This is a genomic window from Plantactinospora sp. DSM 117369 (assembly GCF_053764795.1).
In genome coordinates this window covers 7,165,062-7,190,575 of record NZ_CM132446.1, presented here as the reverse complement: position 1 = coordinate 7,190,575, position 25,514 = coordinate 7,165,062, and the positions used below count along the sequence as shown (strand labels likewise).

Sequence of the window (25,514 nt, the reverse complement as noted above, 5' to 3'; positions counted from 1 at the left end):
GCCGTCTCCCCCGAGGAGTACGTCGAGGTCAGCGCCGTGTGAAGACCGCCTTCTCGCTACCGAGCCGGAGGAAGACCGTCTCGCCCGTGGCGTCCTGCACGGCGTCGTTGTCGGTGACCGCGTAGACCTGGCCGTCGCCGGCCACGGTCAGCCCCTCCAGCTTCTCCTGGGTCCAGCCGTTGCTGGCGCGCAGGTCGGGCAGCACGTCGTGGGCCAGGGTCTTCGGCAGCACCCGCAGCGGGCCCGGCCCGGCGGCAGCGTCCGGCAGCTCCACGGTGTAGATCCGCTTCAGCTTCGCGGCCGGGCCGTTCAGCTTGTCCCGCTCGATCACCGCGAGCCGGTCGCCGACCACGGTGACCTCGGAGAGCCCGATCCAATCCCCCGGAGTACCGGTGGTGCCGAGCCGGTAGCCGAACCAGCTCCAGGCGCCGGCCGCGACGTCGTACCGGCCGAGCCGGACCACCCCGGCCGGGTCGCCGGCCACCTCGCGTTGCAGCGCCGCCCAGACGACCTCCCGGCCGCGCCGGTCGGTGCTGGCGGTGACCCCCTCGAAGCCCTGCTTGGCCAGGCCCGCCGCGACCTCGGCCGGCACCGGCACGACCTGCCGGGTCACCCCGGCCGCGTCGAGGCGGACGAGCTGGTTGCCGGCCCCGGTGGCCCCCTCGACGGCGAGCCAGAATCCGCCCTGCGGCCGGGCGAAGATCCCCTCGGCGTCGTAGCCGACCGGGCTGCCGTCGGCGCCCTGCACGGTCAACGATCCGGTGATCACCGCCGGTGTCGGGGTCGGGTCGATGGTGAGGATCCGGCTCGGCGAGAATGCCGCGTCGGTCACGCTGTAGAGCAGGTGCGGCTTCCCCGGTACCGCCGACAGCGCGCCGAGCGCACCCCAGCCGATCGGCGCGGCACCCCGGCGGGACGGCTCGGAGACGATGCTCGGGAAGGCCGGAGTGCCCCGGCCCAGCCGGTAGAGGGTCACCGAGGCGCGTACCCCGACCGAGGCGTCGTCCTCCTCGCTGGAGATCGCCAGCAGGTCACGGCCGGGGATCGGCAACAGCCCCTCCGGCCCGTTGGTTGCCGGCAGCACCTGCCGGAACTGCGGCGAGGTGGGCCGGCTCAGATCGTAGACGGCGACGAAGTTGCTCCGCTCGGAGCCGACGAAGGCGTACCGGGTGCCGTGGTACTCGGCGATCGCCACGCCCTCCGGCTCGGTGCCCTTGTTGTCGGCCCGGTCCTCGTTGGCCAGGCCGTGGGTGATGGCGAGCTGCTCGAAGCCGTTGCCGGCGTCCCAGGCCACCCTGCCGGTCCGGCTGTCGAGGACCGACCAGCCACGGGTGCCGCCCCGCCAGTCGCCCTCGTTGGCGGTCGCCAGGTAGCGGTCGTCGATCCAGGCGACCGCGTCCGGCTCCCGGGGCAGGTCCTCGATCGAACCGGCCGGGTCGATCGCGCCGTCGTTGTCGGTGTCGATGCCGGTCACCGACGCGGTGCCGGCGCCGAACACCCGGTCGATCCGCCCGGTCGGCAGGTCCACCAGGACGATGCCGTTGTTCTCCTGGAGCGTCACGGCGAGCTGGTTGCGCCGGTTGATCGAGACGTACTCCGGCTCGGGGTCGGTCGGCCCGGTCAGGCCGGCGGCCACCAGGGCCGGCAGCGCGCTGCCGCCCGGACCGGTCAGGGCCACCTTCCGGGTACGCCACCCGGCCGGTGACGTCCCCGCCAGGTCGACGAGCTGCACGAAGCCGGCGGGCGCCTGCGGCAGGTCACCCTCCTCGCCACCGGCCGGGGTCGCCTCCTCGTCCCGCTCGTTCTCGATCGCGATCGCCGCGTACCGCTGGTCGGCGCTGATCGCGATCGAGTCGGGCTGGCCGCCGAGGTCGAAACTGGCCACCCGGCGCCGGTCGGCCAGCCGGATCACGTCGAGCCGGCCGGACGGGTCGGTGTGGCTGGCGCTGGTGTTCACCACCACCAGCACGTACCCGCCGACCACCGAGACCGAGGTCGGTTCGTCCTCCGCGTCGCCCAACTCGGTCAGCGACAACGTACCCAGCCCGCGTGGCCGGCCGGCGTCGCCGATGTCCAGGAAACCGATCCGCCGGGCCAGCGCGTCGGTGTAGATCAGGGTCCGGCCGTCCGCGCTGACCGTCGAGATCTCCGCCACGGTCGGGGTGGTCGGGTCCTCGCCCGCTGGCCGGTTCTGGAACACCGGGTAGGTGGCGGTCCGGTCGAACATCAGGCGCGGCTCCGGCGGGTGCCGGCCGGTGGTCGCCGTGCCCGCGCCGGCCACACCGCTACCGGTGACGGCGATGGTGCCGGCGGCGACGGCCACCGCGGCCAGCGTCGCGTATGTCTTCTTCGAGGGCATCGTCTCTCCGTTGCTGTCTGACTTGCCGGCTCGGAAGGTTGCACGGGTGGACGAGCGGCAGCCGGCGCCCAGGTGAACGCGGAGCGAAGAGCCGCCGTTGCCCCGTCGGTAGGATTCGGCGGTGGCCGGTCGGCGGAAGCGGAGGATCCGGGTCGACGGCGTCGACTACCTGTGGGTGGTGGCCGGGGCAGGCCCGGGGCATGTCGTGGTGCGGATCTGGTGGGCCGGTTCCGGTCGCGGCCGCCCGCTGGAGGTCCGGGTGCCCTTCGAGGACGGCTGGCTCCGGCTCGGCTCCACCGCCGACGAGCCCGCCGAACCGGCGCTGACACCGGTCCGGCCCGGCCTGGTCGAGCGGCTGGTCAGAGCCGGCCTCGCCCGTGGCTGGCACCCTGACGCCACCGACCCGGTCCGGCTCGCCCTGGACCGGTCCCATCGGCTGCTCGTCCCGCCCTCGCCGGGCTGACTGACCCGACGGGGGCGTTCCGCTGCCGGCCGTCGACCCCGGCCGTCCCGTCGTTCGCCGCCGGCCAGGGCGGGAGCGGCCCAGGTGGCCGGCGGGAAGGTAGCCGCTGCGCAGACTGTCGAGCTGGGTGCACGGACGGGGCACAAAGCTTCGGAAGGAGCGACGTCGCCGGTCCGGCTGGGTCGCGGTTCCTGCCGAGCATGCAGCGCGACGACTGGGATGGTGCCGGACAGCGGAGTGGGCGCACGAGCGGGGCAGCTCGACAGTCTTCCCGGCAGACATTTGCCGGCCGCCGACGGACAGCCGATGGGGCTGTGCGCCCGGCGGGCGGGGCGCGGTCGGGCCAGGCGTTCCGGTCGGGCCGGGGTGGCCGGCCGGCAGCGGTGCTAGGCGGCGAGGCCGTGCCGGGGATGCCGGTGGCCGGTACGCAGCCCGGACCGGATCGTCCGGGCGGTCTCGTACCGGCCGAGTCCGCTGCGGGCAGCGGCGTCAGCCAGTACGGCGGTGATGTCGTGGTCGTCGAGCAGATCCAGCGCGGCGAGCTGCCCGAGGTGGTACGCCGCCCGGTAGAGCGTGGTGTTGCGGGTACCGGTCACCGCACCGGCGACGGTGCTGGCCTCGGCGGCGAGCGCGGCGCTGGCGTACCGGTCGGGGTGCCGTACCCGGTCGGCGCCGCCGGTCACGGCACGGGGCGGAGGCGCCGGTGGAAAGAGCAGCTCGGTCAGTTCCGGCGGGCAGTCGACGAGTGGGACGTCCGGTGGGCGGATCCAGCGGTAGTCCCGGCCGCTGGTGTGCCGGGACGGCGGGGCGACGACGTAGCCGCCGGCTCCGCGCCAGTCCACGCCGGGCAGCAGCCCGGTCCGGTTGCCGGCGCCGGTCGGGCGCAGGTAGAGGTGCCAGCCGCCGGAGCCGGTCCGGACCACCGGCCCGGTGATCCGGCGCTCCCGGACCAGGGCGCGCAGCGCGGCGACCCCGTCCGGCGGGTCGACGTCGCAGACGTCGAACCGGTCACCGGTACGCAGTGCCAGGTTGGCCCCCGGCCAGCGGGTCCACCACTGCCGGATCACCTCCGGCCGGGTGCTCGCGTCGTGCAGGCCGTGCCGGAGCAGGCTGCGGTGCCAGCGGGGATGCTTGCCCGGGCGGTCGCAGTCGGGCCGGCGGCACGTGCAGCCGGTCGCGGTCGGGGAGTGCAGGGGCAGCACGGGTACGCCGGCGGCGGCGTACTCCAGGGCGGCGCGCAGCAGCGGTGTCATCCCGACCTCCTCACCGGCCGGATCCCCACCGTCAGGATATTCGAACACCTGTCTGATCGGCACCGCCGATCAGTGCCATCAGTTCCGGCCAGGACTCGACCCGGCGAACCGCCGCCAGGTGGGAGCGGTGGCTGCGTACCTCGGGTTCCCTGGGTCGGAAGAGGTAGCGGTGCGGCACGGTCTCCAGATAGGAGAGCACCTCCAGCCGGTCGTCGACGAAGTGCGTCAGACCCAGCACGGCGGCGATCGGCGCCTTGCCCTGCCGGGTACGGCAGAAGTGCACATTCTCGGGCCGGACCCCGGTACGCGGATAGAAGTCGTGGTGGTCCAGCCACAGCCGGGTACGCCGTTCGACCCGTTCACCGCACTTGGACACCAGGTACACGTGCTCGCCGAACATCTCGGCCACCAGCGCGGCCACCGCCTCGAACGCCCCCGGCATCGGCGGCGTACGCCGGAAGTCCGCGAGCAGCGCGGTGTCCTCGGTCTCCGGGCCTCCCGGCAGGTCGGCGGATATCGGCTCCGCACCAATCGTCTGGTCCGCCGGATAGAGCCGGTCCACCTGCTGGACGACGACTCCACCGATGTCTATTCCGATCTTCATGCACCGATGATCGGCAGCGTCCTGGGTGGAGTCCAGCGGATTGTCGGCGGCTCCACCCGTCCGGCCCGATGTGGAACCCTTGCCGTCATGAATGCGAACACGCGCGTGTTGGGGCGCAGTGGCATCGAGGTGAGCGCGCTCGGCCTCGGCTGCTGGGCCATCGGGGGCGTATGGCACCAGGGTGACCAGCCGCTCGGCTGGGGGCAGGTGGACGACGACGAGTCGGTCCGGGCGATCCGGCGCGGCCTCGACCTCGGTGTCACGTTCTTCGACACCGCCGACGTCTACGGCACCGGGCACAGCGAACGGATCCTGGCCCGCGCCCTGGTCGGGCACCGGGACGAGGTGGTGATCGCCACCAAGTGGGGCAACACCTACGACGAGGCGACCCGGCAACTCACCGGGGCGGACGGGTCGGCGGGCTACCTGCGCAAGGCGGTCGCCGCCTCGCTGCGCCGGCTGGAGACCGACCGGATCGACCTCTACCAGTTGCACCTCGGCGACCTCCCGGTCGACCGGGCGGCCGACCTGCTCGGCACCCTCGAGGAACTGGTCGCCGAGGGCCGGATCCGGTCGTACGGCTGGAGCACCGACCTGCCCGACCGGGCCGCCTCCTGGGGCACCGACGGCACCCACTGCACCGCCGTGCAGCACTCCTTCTCGGTGCTACAGGACTCGCCGGAGGTGCTCGCCGTCTGCGAGCGGTACGACCTGGCCAGCGTCAACCGGGGGCCGCTGGCGATGGGGCTGCTCTCCGGCAAGTTCACCGAGTCGTCCACACTGGCCGCCGACGACGTACGCGGGATCGCCCCGGCCTGGCTGGACTGGTTCCGGGACGGGCGGCCGGCCCCGGAGTTCCTGGCCCGGGTGGCCGCCGTCCGGGACGTGCTCGCCTCGGACGGCCGTACCCTGGCCCAGGGCGCGCTCGGCTGGCTCTGGGCGCGCAGCGACCGGACCGTGCCGATCCCCGGCTTCCGGACCGTCGCCCAGGTGGAGGAGAACGCCGGCGCGCTGGCACACGGGCCGCTCCCGGCCGACCAGGTCGCCGAGGTGGAACGCCTGCTCGGCACGCTGTGACGCGGAGGTGCCCTCCCTGGCAACCCGGGGAGGGCACCTCGGGCGGTCACCGGCCGGACGCGCTGTGCTCCTTGCGGAACTGGTCAGCCAGGTGCGCCGGCATCGGCTCGTACCGGACGAAGGAGCGCCGGAAGGTGCCCCCGCCGGCGGTCATCGAGCGCAGTTCGACGGCGTACCGGATCAGTTCGGTCGCCGGCACCTCGGCCCGGACCAGGGTGTGGTCGCCGCCGGCCGGGTCCGGCTCGGTGCCGAGCACCCGGCCCCGCCGCCCGGACATGTCGCTCATCACCGCGCCGACGTTGGCATCGGGCACCCGTACCACCACCTCGTCCACCGGCTCCAGGAGCGTGACTTGCCCCTTCTCCGCCGCGTCGCGCAGCGCCAGCGAGCCGGCGGTCTGGAAGGCGGCGTCGGACGAGTCGACGCTGTGCGCCTTGCCGTCCACCAGGGTCACCTTCAGGTCCACCACCGGATAGCCGGCGACGATGCCCCGGCCCATCTGGGTGCGTACCCCCTTCTCCACCGACGGGATGTAGTTGTGCGGCACGGCACCGCCGACCACCCGGTCGGCGAACTCGAACCCCTCGCCCCGGGGCAGCGGTTCCACCTCGATGTCGCAGACCGCGTACTGGCCGTGCCCGCCGGACTGCTTCACGTGCCGGCCGTGCCCCTTCGAGGCCACCGCGAAGGTCTCGCGCAGCGCCACCCGGACCGGCTCGGTCTCCAGGTCCACCCCGCCGCCGCGGAGCCGGTCGAGCACCACCTCGGCGTGCGCCTCGCCCATGCACCAGAGCACCAGTTGATGGGTCTCCGGGTTGCGTTCCAGCCGCATCGTCGGGTCACCGGCGACCAGCCGGGCGAGGTTCTTGGCCAGCGCGTCCTCGTCGGCCCGGCTCTTGGCGACGATCGCCACCGGCAGCAGCGGCTCGGGCATCTCCCAGGGCTCGATCAGCAGCGGGTGGTCCTTGGCCGAGATGGTGTCGCCGGTCTCCGCCGTACCCGACTTGGTGATCGCGCAGATGTCGCCGGCCACGCAGTACGGCACCTCGCGCAGCGCGGCGCCGAGCGGGGAGTAGATGTGCGCGATCCGCTCGTCGGCGTCGTGGTCCGGATGGCCGCGCTCGGCCATGCCGTGCCCGGAGACGTGCACGATCTGGTCGGGTCGGAGCGTGCCGGAGAAGACCCGGACCAGGGAGACCCGGCCGACGTGCCGGTCGATGGTGGTCTTGACGACCTCGGCCACCAGCGGGCCGTCCGGGTCGCAGCTCAGCGGCGGCTGCGGTGCGCCGTCGACGCCGGTGACGGTGGGCAGGTCGTGCTCCAGCGGGGTCGGGAATGCCGAGGTCAGCAGCTCCAGCAGGGCGTCGATGCCGAGCCCGGTCTCGGCGCAGACCGGCACCACCGGATAGAAGTGCCCCCGGGCGACGGCCTTCTCCAGGTCGTCGATCAGGACCTGCACCTCGATCTCCTCGCCGCCGAGGTAGCGGTCCAGCAGGGTTTCGTCCTCGCTCTCCGCGATGATGCCCTCGATCAACTCGTTGCGGGCGTCGCCGATCGCCGGCAGGTGCTCCGGATCCGGGTCGCGGACCGCCGCCGGCAGCCCGGCGGAGTAGTCGAAGACCCGGCGGGTGATCAGGCCCATCAGGCCGACCACGTCGACGCCCTCGTCGTCCAGCATCGGCAGGTAGAGCGGGAGTACGTTGTCGCCGAAGACCCGCTGGCAGAGCGCCACCGTCTCGTCGAGGTCGGCCCGCTGGTGGTCCAGCCGGGTGACCGCGACGGCCCGGGGCATCCCGACGGCGGCGCACTCCTGCCAGAGCGCGGCGGTCGCCCCGTCCATCCCGTCCACCGCCGAGACGACGAAGAGTGCGGCGTCCGCCGCGCGCAGCCCGGCCCGGAGTTCGCCGACGAAGTCCGCGTAGCCGGGGGTGTCCAGCAGGTTGACCTTGACGTTGTTGTGCTGGAGCGGCGCGCAGGCCAGGCTGATCGAGCGCTGCTGGCGTACCGCCGCCGGGTCGTGGTCGCACACCGTGGTGCCCTCGGTCACCGCACCGGGCCGCGAGATCGTGCCGGTCGCCGCCAGCAGGGCGTCGACCAGGGTCGTCTTTCCCGCCCCGGAGTGGCCGACGAGCACCACGTTGCGAACCCTGCCGGGCTCATCCACCACCGGCGCCGGGCCGGTGACCCCTTTCTCCTGACTCTTCTGCGCCATCGGGGCGCACCTCCCTAAGCCGGTGGTTGGTGGCGACCGCCGCGCGCGACGGGGGAGCTGCCCTGGCGACTCCGCGGCGATATCCTCGGGTGGCCTGCCGTGCTGCCGGAGACGTGCCGGGTGACAGGTGAGCGACGTCACGTCCCCTGCTCCGATCTCACACCCGTACAAGTCGTGACACAAGCCTGCGGCGTGAACTAGGCGCCACCGGGCGTACCGCCGCCGTTCGCGGCCCGTTATGGTGGGACGGCCATGGCGAAGATCTTCCAGGTGTCGGCCCGGGCCGGCATGACCCGCATCGTCGAACCGATCGCCCGGACCCTGCTGCGGGTCGGGGTGACGCCCAACGCCGTCACCGTGACCGGGACGCTCGGCGTGGTGGTCGGATCGATCGTGCTCGGTGCCCGGGGTTACCTGGTGGCCGGGGCGCTCGTGGTGACCTTCTTCGCCCTCACCGACCTGCTCGACGGCACGATGGCCCGGATGCGCGGCGGGTCGAGCCGGTTCGGCGCGTTCCTCGACTCGAGCATGGATCGGGTCTCCGACGGCGCGGTCTTCGGCGCCGTCGCGTACTGGCTGGCCACCCAGGACGACCGCGTCGGGGTCGCCGCCGCGCTGATCTGCCTGGTCGCCGGTAGTCTCGTCTCGTACGTCAAGGCCCGGGCCGAGGGGCTCGGGATGACCTGCAACGTCGGGATCGCCGAGCGGACCGAGCGGCTGCTCATCGTCGGGGTCGGCGGGCTGCTCACCGGCCTCGGGCTGGACTGGGCGCTGGTCACCGCACTCTGGCTGCTCGCCGCCGTCTCGGTCTTCACCGTCGGGCAGCGGATGACGCATGTCTGGCGGCAGGCGCAGCGCGCCGAGACGGGCGTGGACGCGTGACCGGGCGGGTGGCAGCGTGAGAGTGCGGCGGGCCGGCCGGTGACCCCGGTCGAGTTCGCCTACCTCGCCGGCTGGCGGGCGGTGCGCGCGCTGCCCCGGCCGGCCGCGGCGGCGCTGTTCCGGGCCGCCGCCGACCAGGCGTACCGCAGGCGTGGCCCGGGGACGCTCAGGCTCGCCGGTAACCTGCGCCGGGTGGTCGGCCCGGAGCTGCCGGAGCCCGCCCTGGAGGAGCTGGTCCGCCGGGGCATGCGCTCGTACGCCCGCTACTGGCTCGACGTGTTCCGGCTGCCGTCCCGCAGCCGGGAGCAGCTTCGCGACGACTTCCGGCTCGACGGCGAGGAGCTGCTCGCCGCCGACATGGCGGCCGGCCGGGGCGCGGTGGTGGCACTGCCGCACTCCGGCAACTGGGACGCCGCGGGCGCCTGGGTGGCCGCGAACGGCTGGCCGATCGCCACCGTGATGGAGCGGCTCAAGCCGGAGGGCGTGTTCGAGCGCTTCCTCGACTTCCGGCGCCGGCTCGGCATGGAGATCCTGCCCACCCACGGCGGCGCCCGGGCACCCTTCGACGTGCTGGTCGAGCGGGTCGCCGCCGGCTACCTGGTCCCGCTGCTCGCCGACCGGGATCTGTCGGCGCGCGGTGTGCAGGTGCGGTTCTTCGGCGGCCGGGCCCGGATGCCGGCCGGCCCGGCACTGCTGGCCGTCCGGACCGGCGCCCCGCTCTACGTGGCGGCGCTCTGGTACGACCCGGCCGGTCCACGGGGCCGGCTGATCGGGCCGCTGGAGGTGCCGGCACCGGATGCCGGCCCGCTCGACCAGCGGGTCCGGGCGCTGACCCAGCGGATCGCCGACCACTTGGCCGAGGGCATCGCGCAGCGTCCGGAAGACTGGCACATGCTGCAACGGGTGTGGATCGACGAGCCGGCCAGGACCGCCGGGGCGGGGCCGGGGACAGCGGACGGCACCCCGTCGATCTCCGAGCCGGCCTGAGGGGGAGGCACAGTGCGGATCGGCATCGTGTGTCCGTACTCCTTCGACGTCCCCGGCGGGGTGCAGAACCACGTGATCGACCTCGCCGAGGCGCTGATCGGGCTCGGCCACGAGGTGAGCGTGCTGGCACCCGCGGACGAGGACTCGCCGCTGCCGCCGTACGTGGTGTCGGCCGGCCGGTCGGTGCCGTTCCCGTACAACGGGTCAGTCGCCCGGATCAGCTTCGGGCCGGTCTCCACCACCCGGGTCCGGCGCTGGCTGGCCCGGGGCCGGTTCGACGTGCTGCACGTGCACGAGCCCTTCGCGCTCAGCCTCTCGCTGCTCGCCGTGCTCTCCGCCCGGGGGCCGGTGGTCGCCACCTTCCACACCGCGATGACCCGGTCCCGGGCGCTCGCCGCCGCGCAGGGGGTGCTGCAACTCGTCATGGAGCGGATCACCGCCCGGATCGCGGTGAGCGCGCTGGCCCGCAAGGTCCAGGTCGAGCATCTCGGCGGTGGCGCGGTGGAGATCCCCAACGGGGTGGCGGTGGCGAAGTTCGCCGACGCGGAGCCGCTGCCCGGGTGGCCGGGGCCGTGCGGACCGGGCGAGGGCGGCACGCTGGGTTTCCTCGGCCGGTTCACCGAACCCCGGAAGGGCTTCGCGGTGCTCCGGGAGGCATTCGTCGGGCTGGCGTCCGAGCGCCCGGGGCTGCGGCTGCTGGTCGCCGGCCCGGGAGACGTGGCCGAGCTGCACGAGGGCGTACCGGAGGGGCTGCGGGACCGGATCACTTTTCTCGGCCAGGTCTCCGAACCGGACAAGGCGCGCATGTTTCGCAGCGTGCACCTCTACGTCGCGCCGAACATCGGCGGCGAATCGTTCGGGATGATCCTGACCGAGGCGATGGCCGCCGGTGCGACGGTGGTGGCGAGCGATCTGGATGCCTTCCGTCGGGTGTTGGACGGGGGGCGGGCCGGAGAGCTCTTCCCGACCGGGGACGCGACGGCGCTGCGGCGTACCCTGTCCCGCCTGCTCGACGACCCGGTACGCCGGACCGAGCTGTCGGCCTGCGCCCGGGAGGTGGTCGAAGCCTTCGACTGGCCGACCGTCGCCCGCCGGGTTCTCGAGGTGTATGCCACGGCGATCGAGGCAACCGACGGTCGGGTGCTGGACGAGGAGTGGATCGGGCCGGCCTGAGCCGGGAAGCGGCCGCGCCGAGCCGGTCGGGTGCGGTGCGGGGCGGATGCGCGGTTCGGCACCGCCGTGCCGGTCGGGCGGGTTGGCCGGATCGTCCCGTCCGGGCCCGGTCGGCCGGATCACGTGCGGCTCGGGGCGGTTGGCCGGATCGCGAGCCCGGCCGGGACAGTGACGTGCAGGGGGAGACGGAAGTGGGGCCGCACTACGATGCCGGGCATGTGGTGGGTGGTGGGCGTCGCCGTGGCGGTCGTCCTGGTGACGGCGTACCTGATCTGGATCGCGGCCCGGGTCGACCGGATGCACCTCCGGGTGCGGTCGGCGACCCGCGCGCTGGACGCGCACCTGCTCCGCCGGGCAGCGGCCGCCGCGGTGCTGGCCGAGGAGCGGTACGCGCTGGAGCTGTACGCGGCGTCCCGGATCGCGCTGGACGCCGAGGGTGACGAGCGGGAGGCTGCCGAGAACGACCTGACCCGGCAACTGCGGTCCAGCCCGCTGGACCCGGAGGAGCCGGTTGCGGCAGCGGTGATCGGCGCCAGCCGGCGGCTCGCGCTGGCCCGTCAGGTGCACACCGACCTGGTACGCGACGCGCTGTCCCTGCGGCGCCGCCCCGTCGTACGGCTGTTCCGGATGGCCCGCAAGCACGAGCGGCCGCGCTATTTCGACATCGACGACCCGACCCTGAGCAGCCGTCCGGAGCTCTCGGTCGGCTGACCGGCCCCTCCCCGGCGGGCGGGTGAGCTGGGCCACAGGGCAGGCCACCCGGGGTCTGATTGGCTGTCGGCCCGGCGTTGCACTCCGCGTAGCATCGAGTGCGAATTCACCCGTCCGAACCACTGTCGAGGAGCGAGAACGCCGTGTCCGAATCCACCGCCCAGTCCGGTTCCGACCAGTCGACCGCGGCCGGAGAGCAGACCGTCAGCGCCACCGGAGTGGTCGGCACCGCGCGGGTCAAGCGGGGTATGGCCGAGATGCTCAAGGGCGGCGTGATCATGGACGTGGTCACCCCCGAGCAGGCGAAGATCGCCGAGGACGCCGGTGCGGTCGCGGTGATGGCGCTGGAGCGGGTACCGGCCGACATCCGGGCCCAGGGCGGCGTCTCCCGGATGAGCGACCCGGACATGATCGACGGCATCATCAACGCGGTCTCCATCCCGGTGATGGCCAAGGCCCGGATCGGGCACTTCGTCGAGGCGCAGGTGCTCCAGGCACTGGGCGTGGACTACGTGGACGAGTCCGAGGTGCTGACCCCGGCGGACTACGCCAACCACATCGACAAGTGGGCCTTCACGGTGCCGTTCGTCTGTGGCGCCACCAACCTGGGCGAGGCGCTGCGCCGGATCACGGAGGGAGCGGCGATGATCCGCTCCAAGGGCGAGGCCGGCACCGGCGACGTCTCCAACGCCACCACGCACATGCGCAAGATCCGTGACGAGATCCGCCGCCTCAGCTCACTGCCCACCGACGAGCTGTACGTCGCCGCCAAGGAGTTGCAGGCGCCGTACGAGCTGGTCCGGGAGGTGGCCGAGACCGGGAAGCTGCCGGTGGTGCTCTTCACCGCGGGCGGCATCGCCACCCCGGCGGACGCGGCGATGATGATGCAGCTCGGCGCGGAGGGGGTCTTCGTCGGCTCCGGGATCTTCAAGTCCGGTAACCCGGCGCAGCGGGCCGCCGCGATCGTCAAGGCCACCACCTTCTACGACGACCCGGACGTGCTGGCCAAGGTGTCGCGCGGGCTCGGCGAGGCGATGGTCGGGATCAACGTGGACGACATCCCGGTGCCGCACCGCCTGGCGGAGCGGGGTTGGTGAGTGCGAGGAGTGAGCCGGGTTTGCGAGCCCCGCAGTCGCGAGCGGGCGGCGGATTGGTGAGTGCGAGGAGTGAGCCGGGTTTGCGAGCCCCGCAGTCGCGAGCGGGCGGCGGATTGGTGAGCGCGAGGAGTGAGCCGGCGGGGGTGACGGTCGGCGTCCTGGCGCTCCAGGGCGACGTACGCGAGCATCTGGCCGCGCTGACCGCCGCGGGTGCGGCGGCGCGGCCGGTCCGCCGGCCGGAGGAGCTGGAACAGGTCGACGGCCTGGTGATCCCGGGCGGCGAGTCGACCACCATCAGCAAGCTGGCCGAGACGTTCGACCTGCTCGACCCGATCCGCAAGCGCGTCGGCGCGGGCATGCCGGTCTACGGCTCCTGCGCCGGAATGATCATGTTGGCGACCGAGGTGCTGGACGGCCGCCCCGACCAGCAGAGCTTCGGCGGCATCGAGATGACCGTCCGGCGGAACGCGTTCGGCCGGCAGGTCGACTCCTTCGAGGCGCCGGTGGAGATCGCCGGTATTCCCGGCCCGAGTTTCCATGCCGTCTTCATCCGGGCCCCCTGGGTCGAGCGGGTCGCCGACGGGGTGGAGGTACTCGGGCGGGTGAGCGACGGCCCGGCGGCCGGCCGGATCGTCGCGGTCCGGCAGGGGAACGCGGTCGCCACCGCCTTCCATCCGGAACTGACCGGCGACCGGCGCCTGCACCGGTGGTTCGTCGACCTGGTGCGCCGAACGGCCGCCTGATGCTCCGGGAGGCGACCGCCTGACCGGGACCGGCACCGGCTCGGCCGCCGGTGTCACCGGCTGGTCGGGTGGTTCACCGACCCGCCCGGTGGGTCACACCTCGGCGCGGAGTACCAGCCAGGGGTGCCGGGAATCCCCCATTGGGTCCGTGCGGCGGTGCCGGCCCGGCAGATGGAACGGGACGCGCCGCGACGCGGTGCCGGTGGGACCTGACAGCGACCGGTCCGGCGCCGGTAGGATTGCCGGGTTCGGCCGGGACAGTCTGCTCGTGATCGCCTGCCACCCCAGAGCCAACCGACCGAGGTCGTGCTGGTTGTCGTCCTCTGGGTGATACGCAGGGTTGGTCGGGATCATCGGGAAGATGAGCGGGCGGTCGTGTATCGAGGCGTGTTGACGACGGAGGTTACAGATGTCCGGCCACTCAAAGTGGGCGACGACGAAGCACAAGAAGGCGGTCATCGACGCCAAGCGCGGCAAGATGTTCGCCAAGCTCATCAAGAACGTCGAGGTTGCGGCGCGCACCGGCGGTGGTGACCCGGCCGGTAACCCGACCCTCTTCGACGCCATCCAGAAGGCGAAGAAGAACTCGGTGCCGAACGACAACATCGACCGCGCCGTCAAGCGCGGCTCCGGCCTGGAGGCCGGAGGCGCCGACTGGCAGACGGTGATGTACGAGGGGTACGCCCCGGGCGGCGTCGCGCTGTTGATCGAGTGCCTGACCGACAACCGCAACCGTGCCGCGACCGAGGTACGCACCGCGCTGACCCGCAACGGCGGTTCGCTGGCGGATGCGGGCTCGGTGTCGTACATGTTCTCCCGCAAGGGCGTCGTGATCGTGCCGAAGGCGGGGCTCTCCGAGGACGACGTGCTGCTCGCCGTACTCGACGCCGGGGCCGAGGAGGTCAACGACCTGGACGAGGCGTTCGAGGTGGTCTCCGAGCCCGGTGACCTGATCGCCGTGCGGACCGCGTTGCAGGACGCCGGCATCGACTACGAGTCGGCCGAGTCGTCTCTGGTGCCCAGCGTCACCGTGCCGCTGGACGAGGAAGGCGCCCGCAAGGTCTTCAAGCTGATCGACGCGCTGGAGGACTCCGACGACGTGCAGAACGTCTACGGCAACTTCGACGTCTCCGACGAGGTCATGGCGGCGGTCGGCTGAGCCGGCCACCCCGACCGGTTAGCGCCGGCCTGTGCCGGGTCAGCGTTCGGTGTCGCGGTCGAGTACCGGCTTCACATCCAGGATCGGGGTGCCGTCCAGCGCCTCCAGGTCGCGTACCCGGATCCGGAGGTCGTCGATCTCCAGCAGGTGCACCCGGTGCAGGCCGATCGGGTTGGGCCGGTCCGGGGAGCGGGTGCTGAAGACGCCGGTCGGCGGCCGGGTCAGGTCGCCCCGGGGATGCACCACCAGCACGTCCCGGCGGGACCGGTCGAACCAGGTCAGCAGGATGACGTCGGTGCCGGGGCGGAGATCGCGCAGACCGTCGCGTACCGCCGGGGCGAAGACCAGCCACGCCTCGGGTGCGCCCTCGTCGCCCTGCCGGGGTGCCGAGGCCCGGTCGACCAGCGGTGACTCGACCCGCCCGATCGGGGCCAGGCCGACCCTGGTCGGTGTGCTGCCGGAACCGTCCGTCACGCCTCGCTCCTTCCCGCGCGGTTGGCCGAGCCTACCGGGCAGGGCGGTGCCCCGTCGCTTCGTGTGCTGTTACTGCCCCTTGTGCTGCTGCCCCTTCAGGGGTGTACCAACAGGCACCATCGCCGCTGGCTCAGGCGTCCTGGTCGGAGTGGAGGAAGGCCGGACGGTTCCTGCGCCAGTCGGGCAGGTCCAGGGAGTTGAGCACGGAGACGAGCTTCTTCTCCTCGTACGTGAAGTGCGTCTCCATGATGGCCGACAGTCCCTCCAACTCGGCCCGTACCCGGATCGCGGTGGCCGGGTCGGGCTCTGCCGGCAACTCGCGCAGCAGCTTCTCCAGGTTGCCGAGGATCCAGTCGATCCGGTTGTGGTCGGTCTTCAGTTCGGTGATCACCTGGCGCAGTTCGGGGAACTCGTCGGCGATCACCGGGAACGGCCCGCCGTCCTCGCCGGTGTGGTGCCGGGTCAGCGCGGTGCAGAAGGCGAGGCAGTGCACGCGCAGGTCGCGGGGCGGAGGGCCGTCGCCCGCGAAATACCCGTCGACGTTGTCCCGCAGCTCCGCCAGCAGCTCGCGGAGCCAGATGTGTACCTCGATCAATTGGTTGCCGAAGGCGGTGAGGCGACTGCTCGCCTCGTCACCGGTTGCCATGCTCCTCCAGAGGTCGTCCGTCCGCGTGCCGCCGGCCGCACGAACGGACAGCCAGTATGCCTGCTCCGCCCCGCCCACGTCCGCGTGGCCGGTCCGGGGGTCTACCGGTCGCCGGGGAATGGAGAGGGGCTTTCGGCGAGGTCGGTGCAGTGCGCGAGGGTGGCATCGTCGGCCGCCACTGCCTGGCGGGCTTCCGCCTCCCGGACGCGGCGGATGATCGTGGCGGGTCCGCTCGATGCGAGGACCGCCAGCACCTCCGGCCAGCCGGCGAGCTGGAACCGGTCGACGATCCGGCTGGCTCCGTTGCTGAGCAGGACGGCACCGGTCAGTTCCGAGACGGGTCGGCTTCCGACGACCGCCTCGGCCGCCGCCCGGGGATCGTCCTTGGCCACCCAATAGCCGCCCGGCTGGTTGCGGTTGGCGCGCAGCACGGCGATGCCGTCGCGGCGGACCTGTTCGTACTCTGCGCTGCCCTCCGCCGCGGCTTCCAGCGCGGACCGGTACGGCCGGGCCATCGTCACCTCCCGGGGATCGGAGACGACCAGCGGCACGCCGGCTCGGTCGAGAACGAGGACCGAGTCGCCGAGCACGAGGTAGTCGGCCCGGCCGTCGCAAAGGCGCAGGATCGCCACGGTTGCCCAGGGGCTGCGGGGGTCAGCGAGGTCGCAGGTGTCCCGGTGGGCGCCCGCCACCCGCTCGATCGCCTCGGCCAGCAGCGCCGCAACGGGTCGGTCGCCGTCGGGTGACAACAGACCGAGCAGTTCCACTCCCAGCCGGCGGGCATACCAGGCCGCGCCGTGCCGGCAGACCAGTTCGCTACCGGAAACCCCACCGGCACCGTCGATCAGCACGGCCGCCGTGGGGACGGCGCCGACGAAGTCCTCGTTGCCGCGGCCGGCCCGGGCCGCGGCACTTGCCATCGTCACCCGCACGTCCCGCCGCCCTTCCGCCGGAGCCGTCGACCGGCTAGGTGAACCGGCCGTGCGGAGCGGTCCATCTGAAGAAGCCACATGAGACAAGCGTCCACGAGGATACCCGGCACTCGCTGGTGCGGGGTCTTCGTGATCGCGGAACGTGTGGCCCGCCCAGACGTGCCGAACGCTCCGGGATCACGGCTGCCCGCAGCCGTGCGGCGGGTCAGCGGAAGTCGGCGGCGTGGTCGTGTGCCCACTGGGCGAACGTACGGGCGGGGCGCCCGGTCACCGCTTCCGCCGTGGGCAGCGGCCCGTACGCCCCGAGGTCCAGCTCCGCCATGGACGCCGGATCGGAGTCGTTGCCCGAGTAGTCCTCGAAGCCGAGCAGGAAGTCGGCGTTGTCCGCGGCGAAGCCGCCCTGTGCCCGGTAGATCTCCCTGGCCCGCTCGGGCGTCACCACCTCCAGCCGGACGTCCCGGCCGATCGCCGAGGCGATCGCCCGCACCTGCTCCCGTCGGGTGATCAGCTCCGGCCCGTTCAGGTCGTACGCCCGGCCCTGATGCCCGTCGGCCAGCAGGGCGGTGACGGCGACCTCGGCGATGTCGCGTTCGTGCACCGGGCACCACGCCACGTCCGGGAAGGGCTCGCGGACCACGCTCTCGGCACGGATGGACGGCCCCCAGAGCCAGACCTTGTTGAGCATGAACTCGCCTGGCCGGACATGCGTCCACTCCAGCCCCGACTCCTCGACGGCCCGCTCCACGGGCAGGTGGAAATCGGTGTCGAAGCCGCCGGTGACCGCGCCGGAGGAGAGTACGACGATCCGGCGTACCCCGGCGAGCTTCGCCTGGGCGACCACCTCGCGGGCGGTATGGGCGACCGGGAAGAGGTACATCCGCTCGACGTCGTCGAATGTGGACCGCAACGTCGTCGGGTCGGCGAGGTCGCCGCGTACCACCTCGACGCCGTCGGGGAAGCTGGCCGACCCAGGGTCGCGGGTCAGCGCGCGTACCCGTACGCCCGTCTCGACCAACTGGGCGACCACGAGTCGGCCCACGCTTCCGGTGGCGCCGGTGACCAGGATCGTCATGAATTCTCCCTCTGTTCGGTCTGGGTGTCGGCGGGCACGCGGGATCGCGCGTCGTCAGGACGCGTCACGACAGGAATTGTTGACAGTCGATCCCGTGCCCGGGCTCGAAGACGACTCATCTTTACCTGCCCAGTGCGGGACTGGCAAACGCGAACAAGGTGTTCACGTTCGCTCTGACCTGCGGAAACGTCATCGGGGGCGGGTGCCGGTGCCGAGGGATTTCCGGGGGATCCGGGTTCGTCCGCGCCGCCGTCGAGGCGCCGACTCCGCAGGTGTTCCAGTCGGTGTCCAGTCCTCGTCCAGTGCTGGTCGCGACGCTGACGTCAGGCGTACCGGAAAGGGGCGGTCCGATGACGACCTCGCGCTCGGACGGGTTCGGTGCGGCGCTGGTGGCGGCGGGCCTGGCCATGGCCGGCACGCTGGTCGCCGGCCCCACCGCCACCGCCGTGACCCTCGCTCGGCCGGACCGCGAGGTGGGGAGCGGGAGCACGGGCGGGGCAGCTCGACAGGATGCGCGGCAGGAACCGTCCCCGTCCACCACCGCCGCACCGGACACCCCGGAACCCCGGCCCGCCGGTTCGGGAACCGGAGCAGGCCGGGGTAACCGGATCGGGTCGGATGACCGGTTCAGACGGTGAAGCCGCCGTCGACGTTGATCGTCGCCCCGGTGACGTACGAGCTGTCGGCGCCGGCCACCCAGGCGACCGTCGCCGCGATCTCGGCCGGCGCGGCGTACCGGCCGACGGCGGTGAAGTCGCGGATGGTCTCCGCCATCGGGCCGTCGGCCGGATTCGAGTCGGTGTCGGTCGGGCCGGGGTTGACCAGGTTGACCGTGATGCCCTGGGGCCCGAGATCCCGGGCGAGTCCCTTGGTCAGTCCGGTCAGCGCGGTCTTGCTCATCGAATAGAGCGCGAAGCCCGGAAACGCCGCCCGTTCGGCCATGTTGCTGCCGATGGTGATGATCCGTCCACCGTCGACCATGTGCCGGGCCGCCGCCTGGGCGGCGACGAACGGCGCCCGGACGTTCACCGCCACGCTCCGCTCGAACTCGGCGAGCCCCACCTCCGCCGCCGGCCCGACGAGAAACGCCCCGGCGTTGTTGACCAGTACGTCGAGTCGGCCGAACTCGCCGGCCGCCCGGTCCACCGCCGAGACGACGGCCGCCGGGTCGGCGCTGTCCGCCTGGATCGCCAGCCCGCGCCGGCCGATCGCCTTGATCCGGTCCAGCACCGCGCCGGCCGCCTCGGCATTCTGCTGGTAGGTCAGCGCCACGTCCGCACCGTCCTGGGCCAGCCGGACTGCCACCGCCGCACCGATGCCCCGGCTGCCGCCGGTGACAAACGCTACTTTTCCATCCAGAACACTGCTCTTTACTGAAATAACCTCGCTCATGCCACCCATCGTGATCGGACGCCGAGTCGCCGTCTGGCGGCGATCGGACACCTCGTTCCGCCGGCACCGAACGTGGTCACCAGTGGACCGCCGAGCGCGGCGCCGAGCGGTGTCGCGGCGGTGATGACCGCGCCCCGGGCGGCGAGTATCGCCCGCGGGTCCGCCGGGTCGAGCGGTCGGAGAAGGGCGGCGGGGTTATCCGTACAAGGCGGTACGCCCTGTCGGGGCAGGCGCGCCTGGGGCCACGGCGGAGGCCGGGGTGAGGCGGGTCACAATACGATACGGAACGGTGCCGTTTCGGTTCTGAGCTGACTATCGTCGGTGCGGTCAAGAAACTTCCCCGCAGCCGAATCCGGCGATGCGGGGTCTCGGGGGGACACCACGGCATGGAGTTAACGGAAAACACCGGGCACCCGAGGCGCTGGGCCATTCTCGGCGTGCTCGTGGTCAGCCTGCTGGTGATCGTGCTGGACAACACGGTCCTGAACGTCGCACTGCGCACCCTGGCCGACCCGGTGCACGGCCTCGGCGCCAGCCAGGGCCAACTGGAATGGTCCATCAACTCGTACACCCTGGTCTTCGCCGGGCTGCTGTTCACCTTCGGCGTGCTCGGCGACCGGTACGGGCGGAAGTGGTTCCTACTGGTCGGCCTGGCGATCTTCGGACTCGCCTCGCTGCTGTCGGCGTACGCGCAGAGCCCGGGGCAACTGATCGGGGCCCGGGCGCTGATGGGCTTCGGGGCCGCCGCCGTGATGCCGGTGACCCTGTCGATCATCTCGAACGTCTTCGACCCCCGGGAGCGCGGTCGCGCGATCGGGGTCTGGGCCGGCGCGATCGGCCTCGGCGTGGCGATCGGCCCGGTGCTGGGCGGCCTGCTGCTGGAGAACTACTGGTGGGGGTCGGTCTTCCTGATCAACGTCCCGGTGGTGCTGATCGGGCTGGTCGCGGTGGCCCTGCTGGTGCCCGACTCGCGGGACCCGAAGCCGGGCCGGATCGACGTGATCGGCGTACTGCTCTCGGTGATCGGTCTGGTCGCGCTCTCGTACGGGATCATCGACGGTGGCGAGCACGGCTTCGGCCGGCCGCTGATCTGGGCGTCGATCGTCGGCGGCCTGGCCGTACTGGCCGCGTTCGTGGCCTGGGAGCGCCGGGTCGAGTTCCCGTCCCTGGACGTACGGCTGTTCCGGGTACCCCGGTTCGCCGCTCCGGTCGCGGTGATCGGCCTGGTCTTCTTCGCCGCCATGGGCGTGATGTTCTTCAGCGCGTTCTACCTCCAGCTCGTCCGGGGCTACAGCCCGCTGGAGACCGGCCTGCTGATGCTGCCGTTCGCCGTCGCCCAACTGGTCTTCGCACCGCGCAGCGCCACCATGGTCAAGCGGTACGGCGGCAAGGCCGTGGCGGTGACCGGGTTGGCGCTCACCTCGGCGGCGCTGGTGGCGTTCGCCTTCGCCACCGCCACCACCCCGATCTGGATCATCGGGCTGATTTTCTTCGTCCAGGGCGTCGGGATGGCCAACATCATGCCGCCGGCGACCGAGTCGATCATGTCGGCGCTGCCCCGGGAGAAGGCCGGGGTCGGTTCGGCGGTCAGCAACACCGTCCGCCAGGTGGCCGGCGCGCTCGGCGTCGCGGTGCTCGGCTCGGTGCTCTCCGGGGTCTACCGGGACCAGATCGAGCCGGCGGCCCGCGCGCTGCCGGCGCCGGTCCGGGACGCCGCGTCCGAGTCGGTCTCCGGGGCGTACGCGGTCGCGGAGCGGCTCGGGGGTCCGGCCGGCTCGGCGGTGACCAGCGCGGCCAACGACGCCTTCGTCTCGGCCATGCACTGGGCCAGCGGGATCTCGGCGGTGGTCGCCGCCCTCGGCATCCTGGTGGTGCTCCGCTGGCTGCCCGGCCGCACGGCCGAGGAGCAGCTGCTGCCGCCGGAGCCGGTGGCTGATCCCGAACTGGTCGCCGCCTGACCAGCAGGGGACAATGGTTAACGTGACCGAAACGATGGATGCTCCGCGGGCGCCAGGACGCCCGCGGAGCATCCGCGCGGACGAGGCGATCCTGGAAGCGGCGCTCGACCTGCTCGCCGAGGGCAGCAGCATCGAGACGCTGTCGATCGAGGCGATCGCCGCGCGGGCCGGCGTGGGCAAGGCGACCATCTACCGGCGCTGGACCGGCAAGGAGGCCCTGCTCCAGGACGCGCTGCGCCGGCTGAAGCCGCCACCGCCGCCACCGCCCGGCCGGTCCGTACGCGAGGACCTGATCGCGCTGGTCGGCAACACCGGGCACAACCCGGACCCCCGGATGCGGCAGATCATGCCCTGCCTGATGCCCACGATCAGCCGCAGCCCGGAGCAGTACCGGCTCTATCAGGAGCTGGTCGAGCCGCGGCGGCGGATGATCCGCGAGGTGCTGCGCCGGGGGATCGACCTCGGCGAGCTGCGGGCCGACCTCGACGTCGAGCTCACCCTCTCGCTGCTCACCGCCCCGTTGCTGATGCAGCGGCTGCTCCGCGCCCAGCCCGAGCTGGACGAGCGCGACCTGCCGGCGCGGGTCGTCGACGCGGTCATCGCCGGCATCGCCGCCCGCTGAGCCACCCCGCATCGCCGCCCGCCGAGTGGCCGGTGCGTCCGCTCGTCGCCCGGCGGGTACGGCGCGCGCGAGCCACCGCTGGGCGGTGGCGCCCCGGGCGGCGGCGCTGTCAGGGCAGTTCGGGCCGGGCGTCCGCCGCGACCCGGCCGGACGAGGCGCGCAGCCGGTGCAGCCGCAGCGCGAGCTGCACCTCCAGTGCCCGCTCCGGTTTCTGCCACTCCGGCCCCAGTAGCTGCCCGACCCGGTCCAGCCGCTGGGTCACCGTGTTGACGTGCACGTGCAGCACCTCCGCCGCCCGGGCCAGGCTGCCACCGACCCCGAAGTACGCCTCCAGGGTCTTCACCAGCGCGGTCCCCCGGCGGGCGTCGTAGTCGACCACCGGGCCGACGGTGTCGACCAGGAACCGGGCCACCTCCCGGTCGCCGCCGGACTCGACCGCGCCCAGCAGCAGCCCGACGAAGCCGAGCTCGGCGCTGCCGGCACCCTCCCCGGCCCGGCCCAGCGCGCGCAGCGCGGTCAGGCAGCGCTCCGCCTCCCGGGCCGCACCGGCCAGCGAGGCAGGTCCGGTCGCCGGCCCGCCCGCTCCGGCGGTGACCGGCCGGCCCAGCGCCCGGGACAGGTCCCGGACCACGGTCCGGGCCGCCGCACCGGCGTCGCCGCCCGGCAGCATCAGCACCGCCCGGCCGTCCCGGGCCGCCGCCAGGCCGCCGTGGGCCGAGGCGTACGTGCTGGCCCACGAGGTGACCCGCTGCCGCGACGAGGTACTGCCGGCCATCGCGTCGTCACCGACCGCGACGAGCACGTGCGGGGCGTCCAGGTCCACGCCGAGCCGGCGGGCCCGGCCGCGCAGCGCGGCGACGTCGAGTACCGGCCGGGCGATCAGGTCGTCGAGCAGTTCGCCCCGGACCCGTCCCTCCGCCTCGGCGACCGTCTGCCGGAACAGCAGCAGCAGCGCGGTGACCAGGGCCGCCCGCTCCAGGATCCGCTGGTCGGCGTCGACCAGCTCCTCCTCCGGGCGGGAGACCAGGGCGCCGAGGTTCTCCGTACCGGCGACCACGGCGGCGTACCAGAGGTCGCCCCGGCGCACGCTGCGCCCCTCGGTACGCGACGCCACCACCGCCTCGTCCAGCGCCGCCCGGTCCGGCTCGCCGATCTCGCCGACCCGGGCCAGTGTCCGGCCCTCGGCGTCCAGCGCCAGCAGCGCCCCGCCGAGCACCTCGGTCACCGCCGCCGCCACGTCCTCCACCCCGCCGCCGCGCAGCACCAACGAGGTCATCCGGTCGTGCGCGGCGGCGGCCCGTTCCACCGACGCGCTGTGCGCCTGGATCGTGGAGTTGGCCGTCGACAGTTCCGCCAGCGCGGCCCGGGTCTCGGCGAGCAGCCGGGCGGTGTCGATCGCCACCGCGGCGTGCGCGGCCAGCGAGAGCAGCAGCGACACCTCCTCCCGGGCGAACGGCCGGGCCGACCGGTTGGCGGCGTAGAGCACCCCGATCACCCGGGAGCCGAGCCGCAGCGGTACCCCGAGGATGGCGACCAGCCCCTCCTCGCCGACCCCGGCGTCGATCTCCCCGGTGTGGTGGAACCGGGCGTCCTCCGGATAGTTCGCGGTCGCGTACGGGCTGCCGGTCTGCGCCACCAGCCCGCCGAGTCCGGCGCCCATCGGCAGCCGCAGCCCCTGGAACCGCGCCGAGATCGAGCCGTCGGTGACCCGCATGTACGTGTCGCCCCGGTCGTCGTCGACCAGCGTCATGTACGCCACGTCGGTGCCGAGCAGGTGCCGGGCCCGGTGCACGATCGCCCGGAGTACGTCGTCCGAGTCGCGCAGCCCGGCGAGGTCACTGGCGGTGTCGTACAGGCCGGAGAGTTCCGCCTCGCGCCGCCGCCGCCGTTCCAGCAGGGCGCGTACCCGCAGCGCCACCACCTTCGCCGCCTCCAGTTCGGCGAGCCGGTCGGCGGGGACCCCGGCGGCCCGGGCGGCCACCAGCGGCCCCTCGAACTCGACCGGAGCGGCCTCCCGGGCGAGGAGCTCCAGAAACTCGATCGGCGAGGACACGGGGTTCATTCTGCGGGAGGCACCGGGTCAGTTCGCCGTCCAGCCCCCGTCGAGGGGGATCGAGGCGCCGGTGAGGAAGGAGGCGGCGGGGGAGCAGAGGTAGGCGACCAGTTCGGCGACCTCCTCCGGCTCGATCAACCGCTTGATCGCCGCCCGGGCCAGCATGATCCGCTCCACCACCTCGGTCTCGGCGATGCCGTGCGCGCTCGCCTGCGCGGCGATCTGCCCCTCGACCAGCGGTGTCCGGACGTACGCCGGGTTGACGCAGTTGGCCGTCACGCCGTGCGCCGCCCCCTCCAGGGCGACCACCTTCGACAGCCCCTCCAGGGCGTGCTTCGCGGAGACGTACGCCGACTTGAACGGCGAGGCGAGCAGCCCGTGCACCGAGGAGATGTTGACGATCCGGCCCCACTGGCGGGCGTACATGTGCGGCAGCGCGCGCCGGACGATCAGGAAGGGCGCCGTCACCATCACCCGGTGCAGGTGGTCGAAGCGTTCCGGGGGAAACTCGTCGACCGGCGCCACGTGTTGCAGCCCGGCGTTGTTGACCACGACGTCCAACTCGGGATCGATCCGGTCGGCGGCGCCGGGATCGGCGAGGTCCAGCCCGAGAGCCCGACCGCCGATCTCGGCGGCGACCTCCTCGGCCCGGTCGGCGTCCCGGTCCAGCACGGTCACCTTGGCGCCGGCCGCGGCCAGCCGGACGGCACAGGCCCGGCCGATGCCGCTGGCACCGCCGGTGACCAGGGCGGTCCGCCCGGACAGGTCGAGCCGGACGATCTGCGGGAGGCGCCGATCGGCGCCGGTCGCGCCCGGCGCCCCGGCCTCCTGCTGCCGCCGTCGCGCGGCCTGGTCGTCCCGACCGGGTTCTACCGTCATGGCCGAAAAAGCTACGAGCCAACCGGGCGGCGGCACATGGGCGGCGGCCACATACTCCGGTACCGGCCTATGTGGCGGGCTGCGGCACCCGGACGACCGCGGCCGGGCCCGGGGTCTGATGATCGGGTACGGGCGTGTCGACGTTTCCGGCTCCGGCCCAGGCCAGTAGGGTGTCGAACACACGTACGTGCTGCGGCACGGGGAGGGGGCGGCGTGCGGGTGCTGGGCGTCGACCCGGGGCTGACCCGGTGCGGGGTCGGCGTGGTCGAGGGCGTGCCCGGCCGGCCGTGCACCCTGGTGGCCTACTACGTCGTCTACACCGACCCGGCCGACGAGCTGCCGCTGCGCCTGCTGCACCTGGACACCGAACTGGCCCGGCTGGTGGCCGAGCACCGGCCGCAGAGTGTGGCGGTGGAACGGGTCTTCAGCCAGCACAACGTGCGGACGGTGATGGGCACCGCGCAGGCCAGCGCGGTGGCGGTGCTGGCCGGGGCCCGGGCCGGGCTGCCGGTGCAGACGTACACCCCGAGCGAGGTCAAGGCGGCGGTCACCGGTTCCGGCCAGGCGGACAAGGCGCAGATGATGTCGATGGTCACCCGACTGCTGCGGCTGGCCGAGCCGCCCCGGCCGGCCGACGCCGCCGACGCGCTGGCGCTGGCGATCTGCCACATCTGGCGCGGCGGCACCCGGGCGAGGATCGCGGAGGCGGCCAGCGCGGCCCGGCAGCGCACGGCGGCGGCCGCGTCCCGGGACGGCGCCCGTTCCG

22 protein-coding genes and 1 pseudogene are annotated in these 25,514 nt (G+C 73.1%); 12 read left to right on the top strand and 11 right to left on the bottom strand.

What is annotated here, in order from left to right; translation table 11 throughout:
* Window positions 1–28: 28 nt before the first annotated feature.
* On the bottom strand, window positions 29–2,359 hold the full coding sequence (locus tag ACSMXO_RS30305; protein WP_455414796.1) for an esterase-like activity of phytase family protein: 2,331 nt from the start codon (window positions 2,357–2,359) through the stop codon (window positions 29–31).
* Between the two features lie 121 nt (window positions 2,360–2,480).
* On the opposite strand from ACSMXO_RS30305, the gene ACSMXO_RS30300 reads away from it, so the two are divergent.
* Window positions 2,481–2,822 carry a hypothetical protein gene (locus tag ACSMXO_RS30300; protein WP_455414795.1) on the top strand — a complete coding sequence of 114 codons (342 nt, stop codon included), beginning with the start codon at window positions 2,481–2,483 and terminating at the stop codon, window positions 2,820–2,822.
* 386 nt (window positions 2,823–3,208) lie between these two features.
* On the opposite strand, the gene ACSMXO_RS30295 is transcribed toward ACSMXO_RS30300, so the two are convergent.
* Together ACSMXO_RS30295 and ACSMXO_RS30290 are read right to left on the bottom strand one after the other, a co-directional pair.
* Window positions 3,209–4,075, bottom strand: a complete 867-nt coding sequence (locus tag ACSMXO_RS30295) for a bifunctional DNA primase/polymerase (protein WP_455414794.1) — start codon at window positions 4,073–4,075, stop codon at window positions 3,209–3,211.
* Between the two features lie 31 nt (window positions 4,076–4,106).
* Complete coding sequence (locus tag ACSMXO_RS30290) at window positions 4,107–4,679, bottom strand: hypothetical protein (protein WP_346261720.1); 573 nt, start codon at window positions 4,677–4,679, stop codon at window positions 4,107–4,109.
* An 87-nt stretch (window positions 4,680–4,766) separates the two neighbouring features.
* Between ACSMXO_RS30290 and ACSMXO_RS30285 the strand changes: the two genes are divergently transcribed.
* Window positions 4,767–5,756, top strand: a complete 990-nt coding sequence (locus tag ACSMXO_RS30285; RefSeq protein WP_455414793.1) for an aldo/keto reductase — start codon at window positions 4,767–4,769, stop codon at window positions 5,754–5,756.
* A gap of 46 nt (window positions 5,757–5,802) precedes the next feature.
* On the opposite strand, the gene ACSMXO_RS30280 is transcribed toward ACSMXO_RS30285, so the two are convergent.
* Window positions 5,803–7,968, bottom strand: coding sequence for an elongation factor G-like protein EF-G2 (locus tag ACSMXO_RS30280; protein WP_455414792.1), 2,166 nt, complete (start codon window positions 7,966–7,968; stop codon window positions 5,803–5,805).
* 252 nt (window positions 7,969–8,220) lie between these two features.
* On the opposite strand from ACSMXO_RS30280, the gene pgsA reads away from it, so the two are divergent.
* From pgsA to ACSMXO_RS30245, 7 genes are all read left to right on the top strand, one after another.
* The gene (gene pgsA, locus ACSMXO_RS30275; RefSeq protein ID WP_318397319.1) at window positions 8,221–8,850 is read left to right on the top strand and encodes a phosphatidylinositol phosphate synthase; all 630 of its coding nucleotides are present in this window, start codon (window positions 8,221–8,223) and stop codon (window positions 8,848–8,850) included.
* A gap of 39 nt (window positions 8,851–8,889) precedes the next feature.
* Window positions 8,890–9,837: a phosphatidylinositol mannoside acyltransferase gene (locus ACSMXO_RS30270; protein WP_346261717.1), complete on the top strand. Its 948-nt coding sequence runs from the start codon at window positions 8,890–8,892 to the stop codon at window positions 9,835–9,837.
* Between the two features lie 12 nt (window positions 9,838–9,849).
* The gene (locus tag ACSMXO_RS30265) at window positions 9,850–11,010 is read left to right on the top strand and encodes a glycosyltransferase family 4 protein (RefSeq protein WP_346261716.1); all 1,161 of its coding nucleotides are present in this window, start codon (window positions 9,850–9,852) and stop codon (window positions 11,008–11,010) included.
* 207 nt (window positions 11,011–11,217) lie between these two features.
* Complete coding sequence (locus tag ACSMXO_RS30260) at window positions 11,218–11,721, top strand: hypothetical protein (RefSeq protein WP_346261715.1); 504 nt, start codon at window positions 11,218–11,220, stop codon at window positions 11,719–11,721.
* 218 nt (window positions 11,722–11,939) lie between these two features.
* The gene (gene pdxS / locus ACSMXO_RS30255; protein WP_455419341.1) at window positions 11,940–12,818 is read left to right on the top strand and encodes a pyridoxal 5'-phosphate synthase lyase subunit PdxS; all 879 of its coding nucleotides are present in this window, start codon (window positions 11,940–11,942) and stop codon (window positions 12,816–12,818) included.
* A 116-nt stretch (window positions 12,819–12,934) separates the two neighbouring features.
* Window positions 12,935–13,561, top strand: a complete 627-nt coding sequence (pdxT, locus tag ACSMXO_RS30250; protein WP_455414791.1) for a pyridoxal 5'-phosphate synthase glutaminase subunit PdxT — start codon at window positions 12,935–12,937, stop codon at window positions 13,559–13,561.
* A 409-nt stretch (window positions 13,562–13,970) separates the two neighbouring features.
* Window positions 13,971–14,720, top strand: coding sequence for a YebC/PmpR family DNA-binding transcriptional regulator (locus ACSMXO_RS30245; protein WP_130460350.1), 750 nt, complete (start codon window positions 13,971–13,973; stop codon window positions 14,718–14,720).
* A gap of 39 nt (window positions 14,721–14,759) precedes the next feature.
* On the opposite strand, the gene tsaA is transcribed toward ACSMXO_RS30245, so the two are convergent.
* The 5 genes from tsaA to ACSMXO_RS30220 all read right to left on the bottom strand — a co-directional run bounded on the left by tsaA (window position 14,760) and on the right by ACSMXO_RS30220 (window position 19,236).
* Complete coding sequence (gene tsaA, locus ACSMXO_RS30240; RefSeq protein WP_455414790.1) at window positions 14,760–15,194, bottom strand: tRNA (N6-threonylcarbamoyladenosine(37)-N6)-methyltransferase TrmO; 435 nt, start codon at window positions 15,192–15,194, stop codon at window positions 14,760–14,762.
* Window positions 15,195–15,324: 130 nt separating this feature from the next.
* Window positions 15,325–15,840 (bottom strand): hemerythrin domain-containing protein, encoded by a 516-nt coding sequence (locus tag ACSMXO_RS30235; protein ID WP_346259748.1) that lies wholly within the window; start codon window positions 15,838–15,840, stop codon window positions 15,325–15,327.
* Window positions 15,841–15,941: 101 nt separating this feature from the next.
* Window positions 15,942–16,760, bottom strand: coding sequence for a protein phosphatase 2C domain-containing protein (locus ACSMXO_RS30230; RefSeq protein WP_455419340.1), 819 nt, complete (start codon window positions 16,758–16,760; stop codon window positions 15,942–15,944).
* Between the two features lie 217 nt (window positions 16,761–16,977).
* Window positions 16,978–17,844 (bottom strand): SDR family oxidoreductase, encoded by an 867-nt coding sequence (locus tag ACSMXO_RS30225; RefSeq protein WP_455414789.1) that lies wholly within the window; start codon window positions 17,842–17,844, stop codon window positions 16,978–16,980.
* A 627-nt stretch (window positions 17,845–18,471) separates the two neighbouring features.
* A complete protein-coding gene (locus tag ACSMXO_RS30220; protein WP_455414788.1) occupies window positions 18,472–19,236 on the bottom strand; it encodes an SDR family NAD(P)-dependent oxidoreductase in 765 nt (254 codons plus the stop codon).
* A gap of 386 nt (window positions 19,237–19,622) precedes the next feature.
* Here ACSMXO_RS30220 and ACSMXO_RS30215 point away from each other — a divergent pair, with 386 nt between their 5' ends.
* Complete coding sequence (locus ACSMXO_RS30215; RefSeq protein ID WP_346259745.1) at window positions 19,623–21,194, top strand: MFS transporter; 1,572 nt, start codon at window positions 19,623–19,625, stop codon at window positions 21,192–21,194.
* A 13-nt stretch (window positions 21,195–21,207) separates the two neighbouring features.
* Entirely contained in the window at window positions 21,208–21,816 is a 609-nt protein-coding gene (locus ACSMXO_RS30210) for a TetR/AcrR family transcriptional regulator (RefSeq protein WP_346259744.1), read from the top strand.
* Between the two features lie 109 nt (window positions 21,817–21,925).
* On the opposite strand, the gene ACSMXO_RS30205 is transcribed toward ACSMXO_RS30210, so the two are convergent.
* Both ACSMXO_RS30205 and ACSMXO_RS30200 read right to left on the bottom strand, forming a co-directional pair.
* Window positions 21,926–23,878 carry a helix-turn-helix domain-containing protein gene (locus ACSMXO_RS30205; RefSeq protein WP_455414787.1) on the bottom strand — a complete coding sequence of 651 codons (1,953 nt, stop codon included), beginning with the start codon at window positions 23,876–23,878 and terminating at the stop codon, window positions 21,926–21,928.
* A gap of 18 nt (window positions 23,879–23,896) precedes the next feature.
* On the bottom strand, window positions 23,897–24,748 hold the full coding sequence (locus ACSMXO_RS30200) for a 3-hydroxybutyrate dehydrogenase (protein WP_455414786.1): 852 nt from the start codon (window positions 24,746–24,748) through the stop codon (window positions 23,897–23,899).
* Window positions 24,749–24,961: 213 nt separating this feature from the next.
* Between ACSMXO_RS30200 and ruvC the strand changes: the two are divergent.
* Window positions 24,962–25,474, top strand: a pseudogene (gene ruvC / locus ACSMXO_RS30195) (crossover junction endodeoxyribonuclease RuvC); the annotation flags it as partial.
* Window positions 25,475–25,514: the final 40 nt, after the last annotated feature.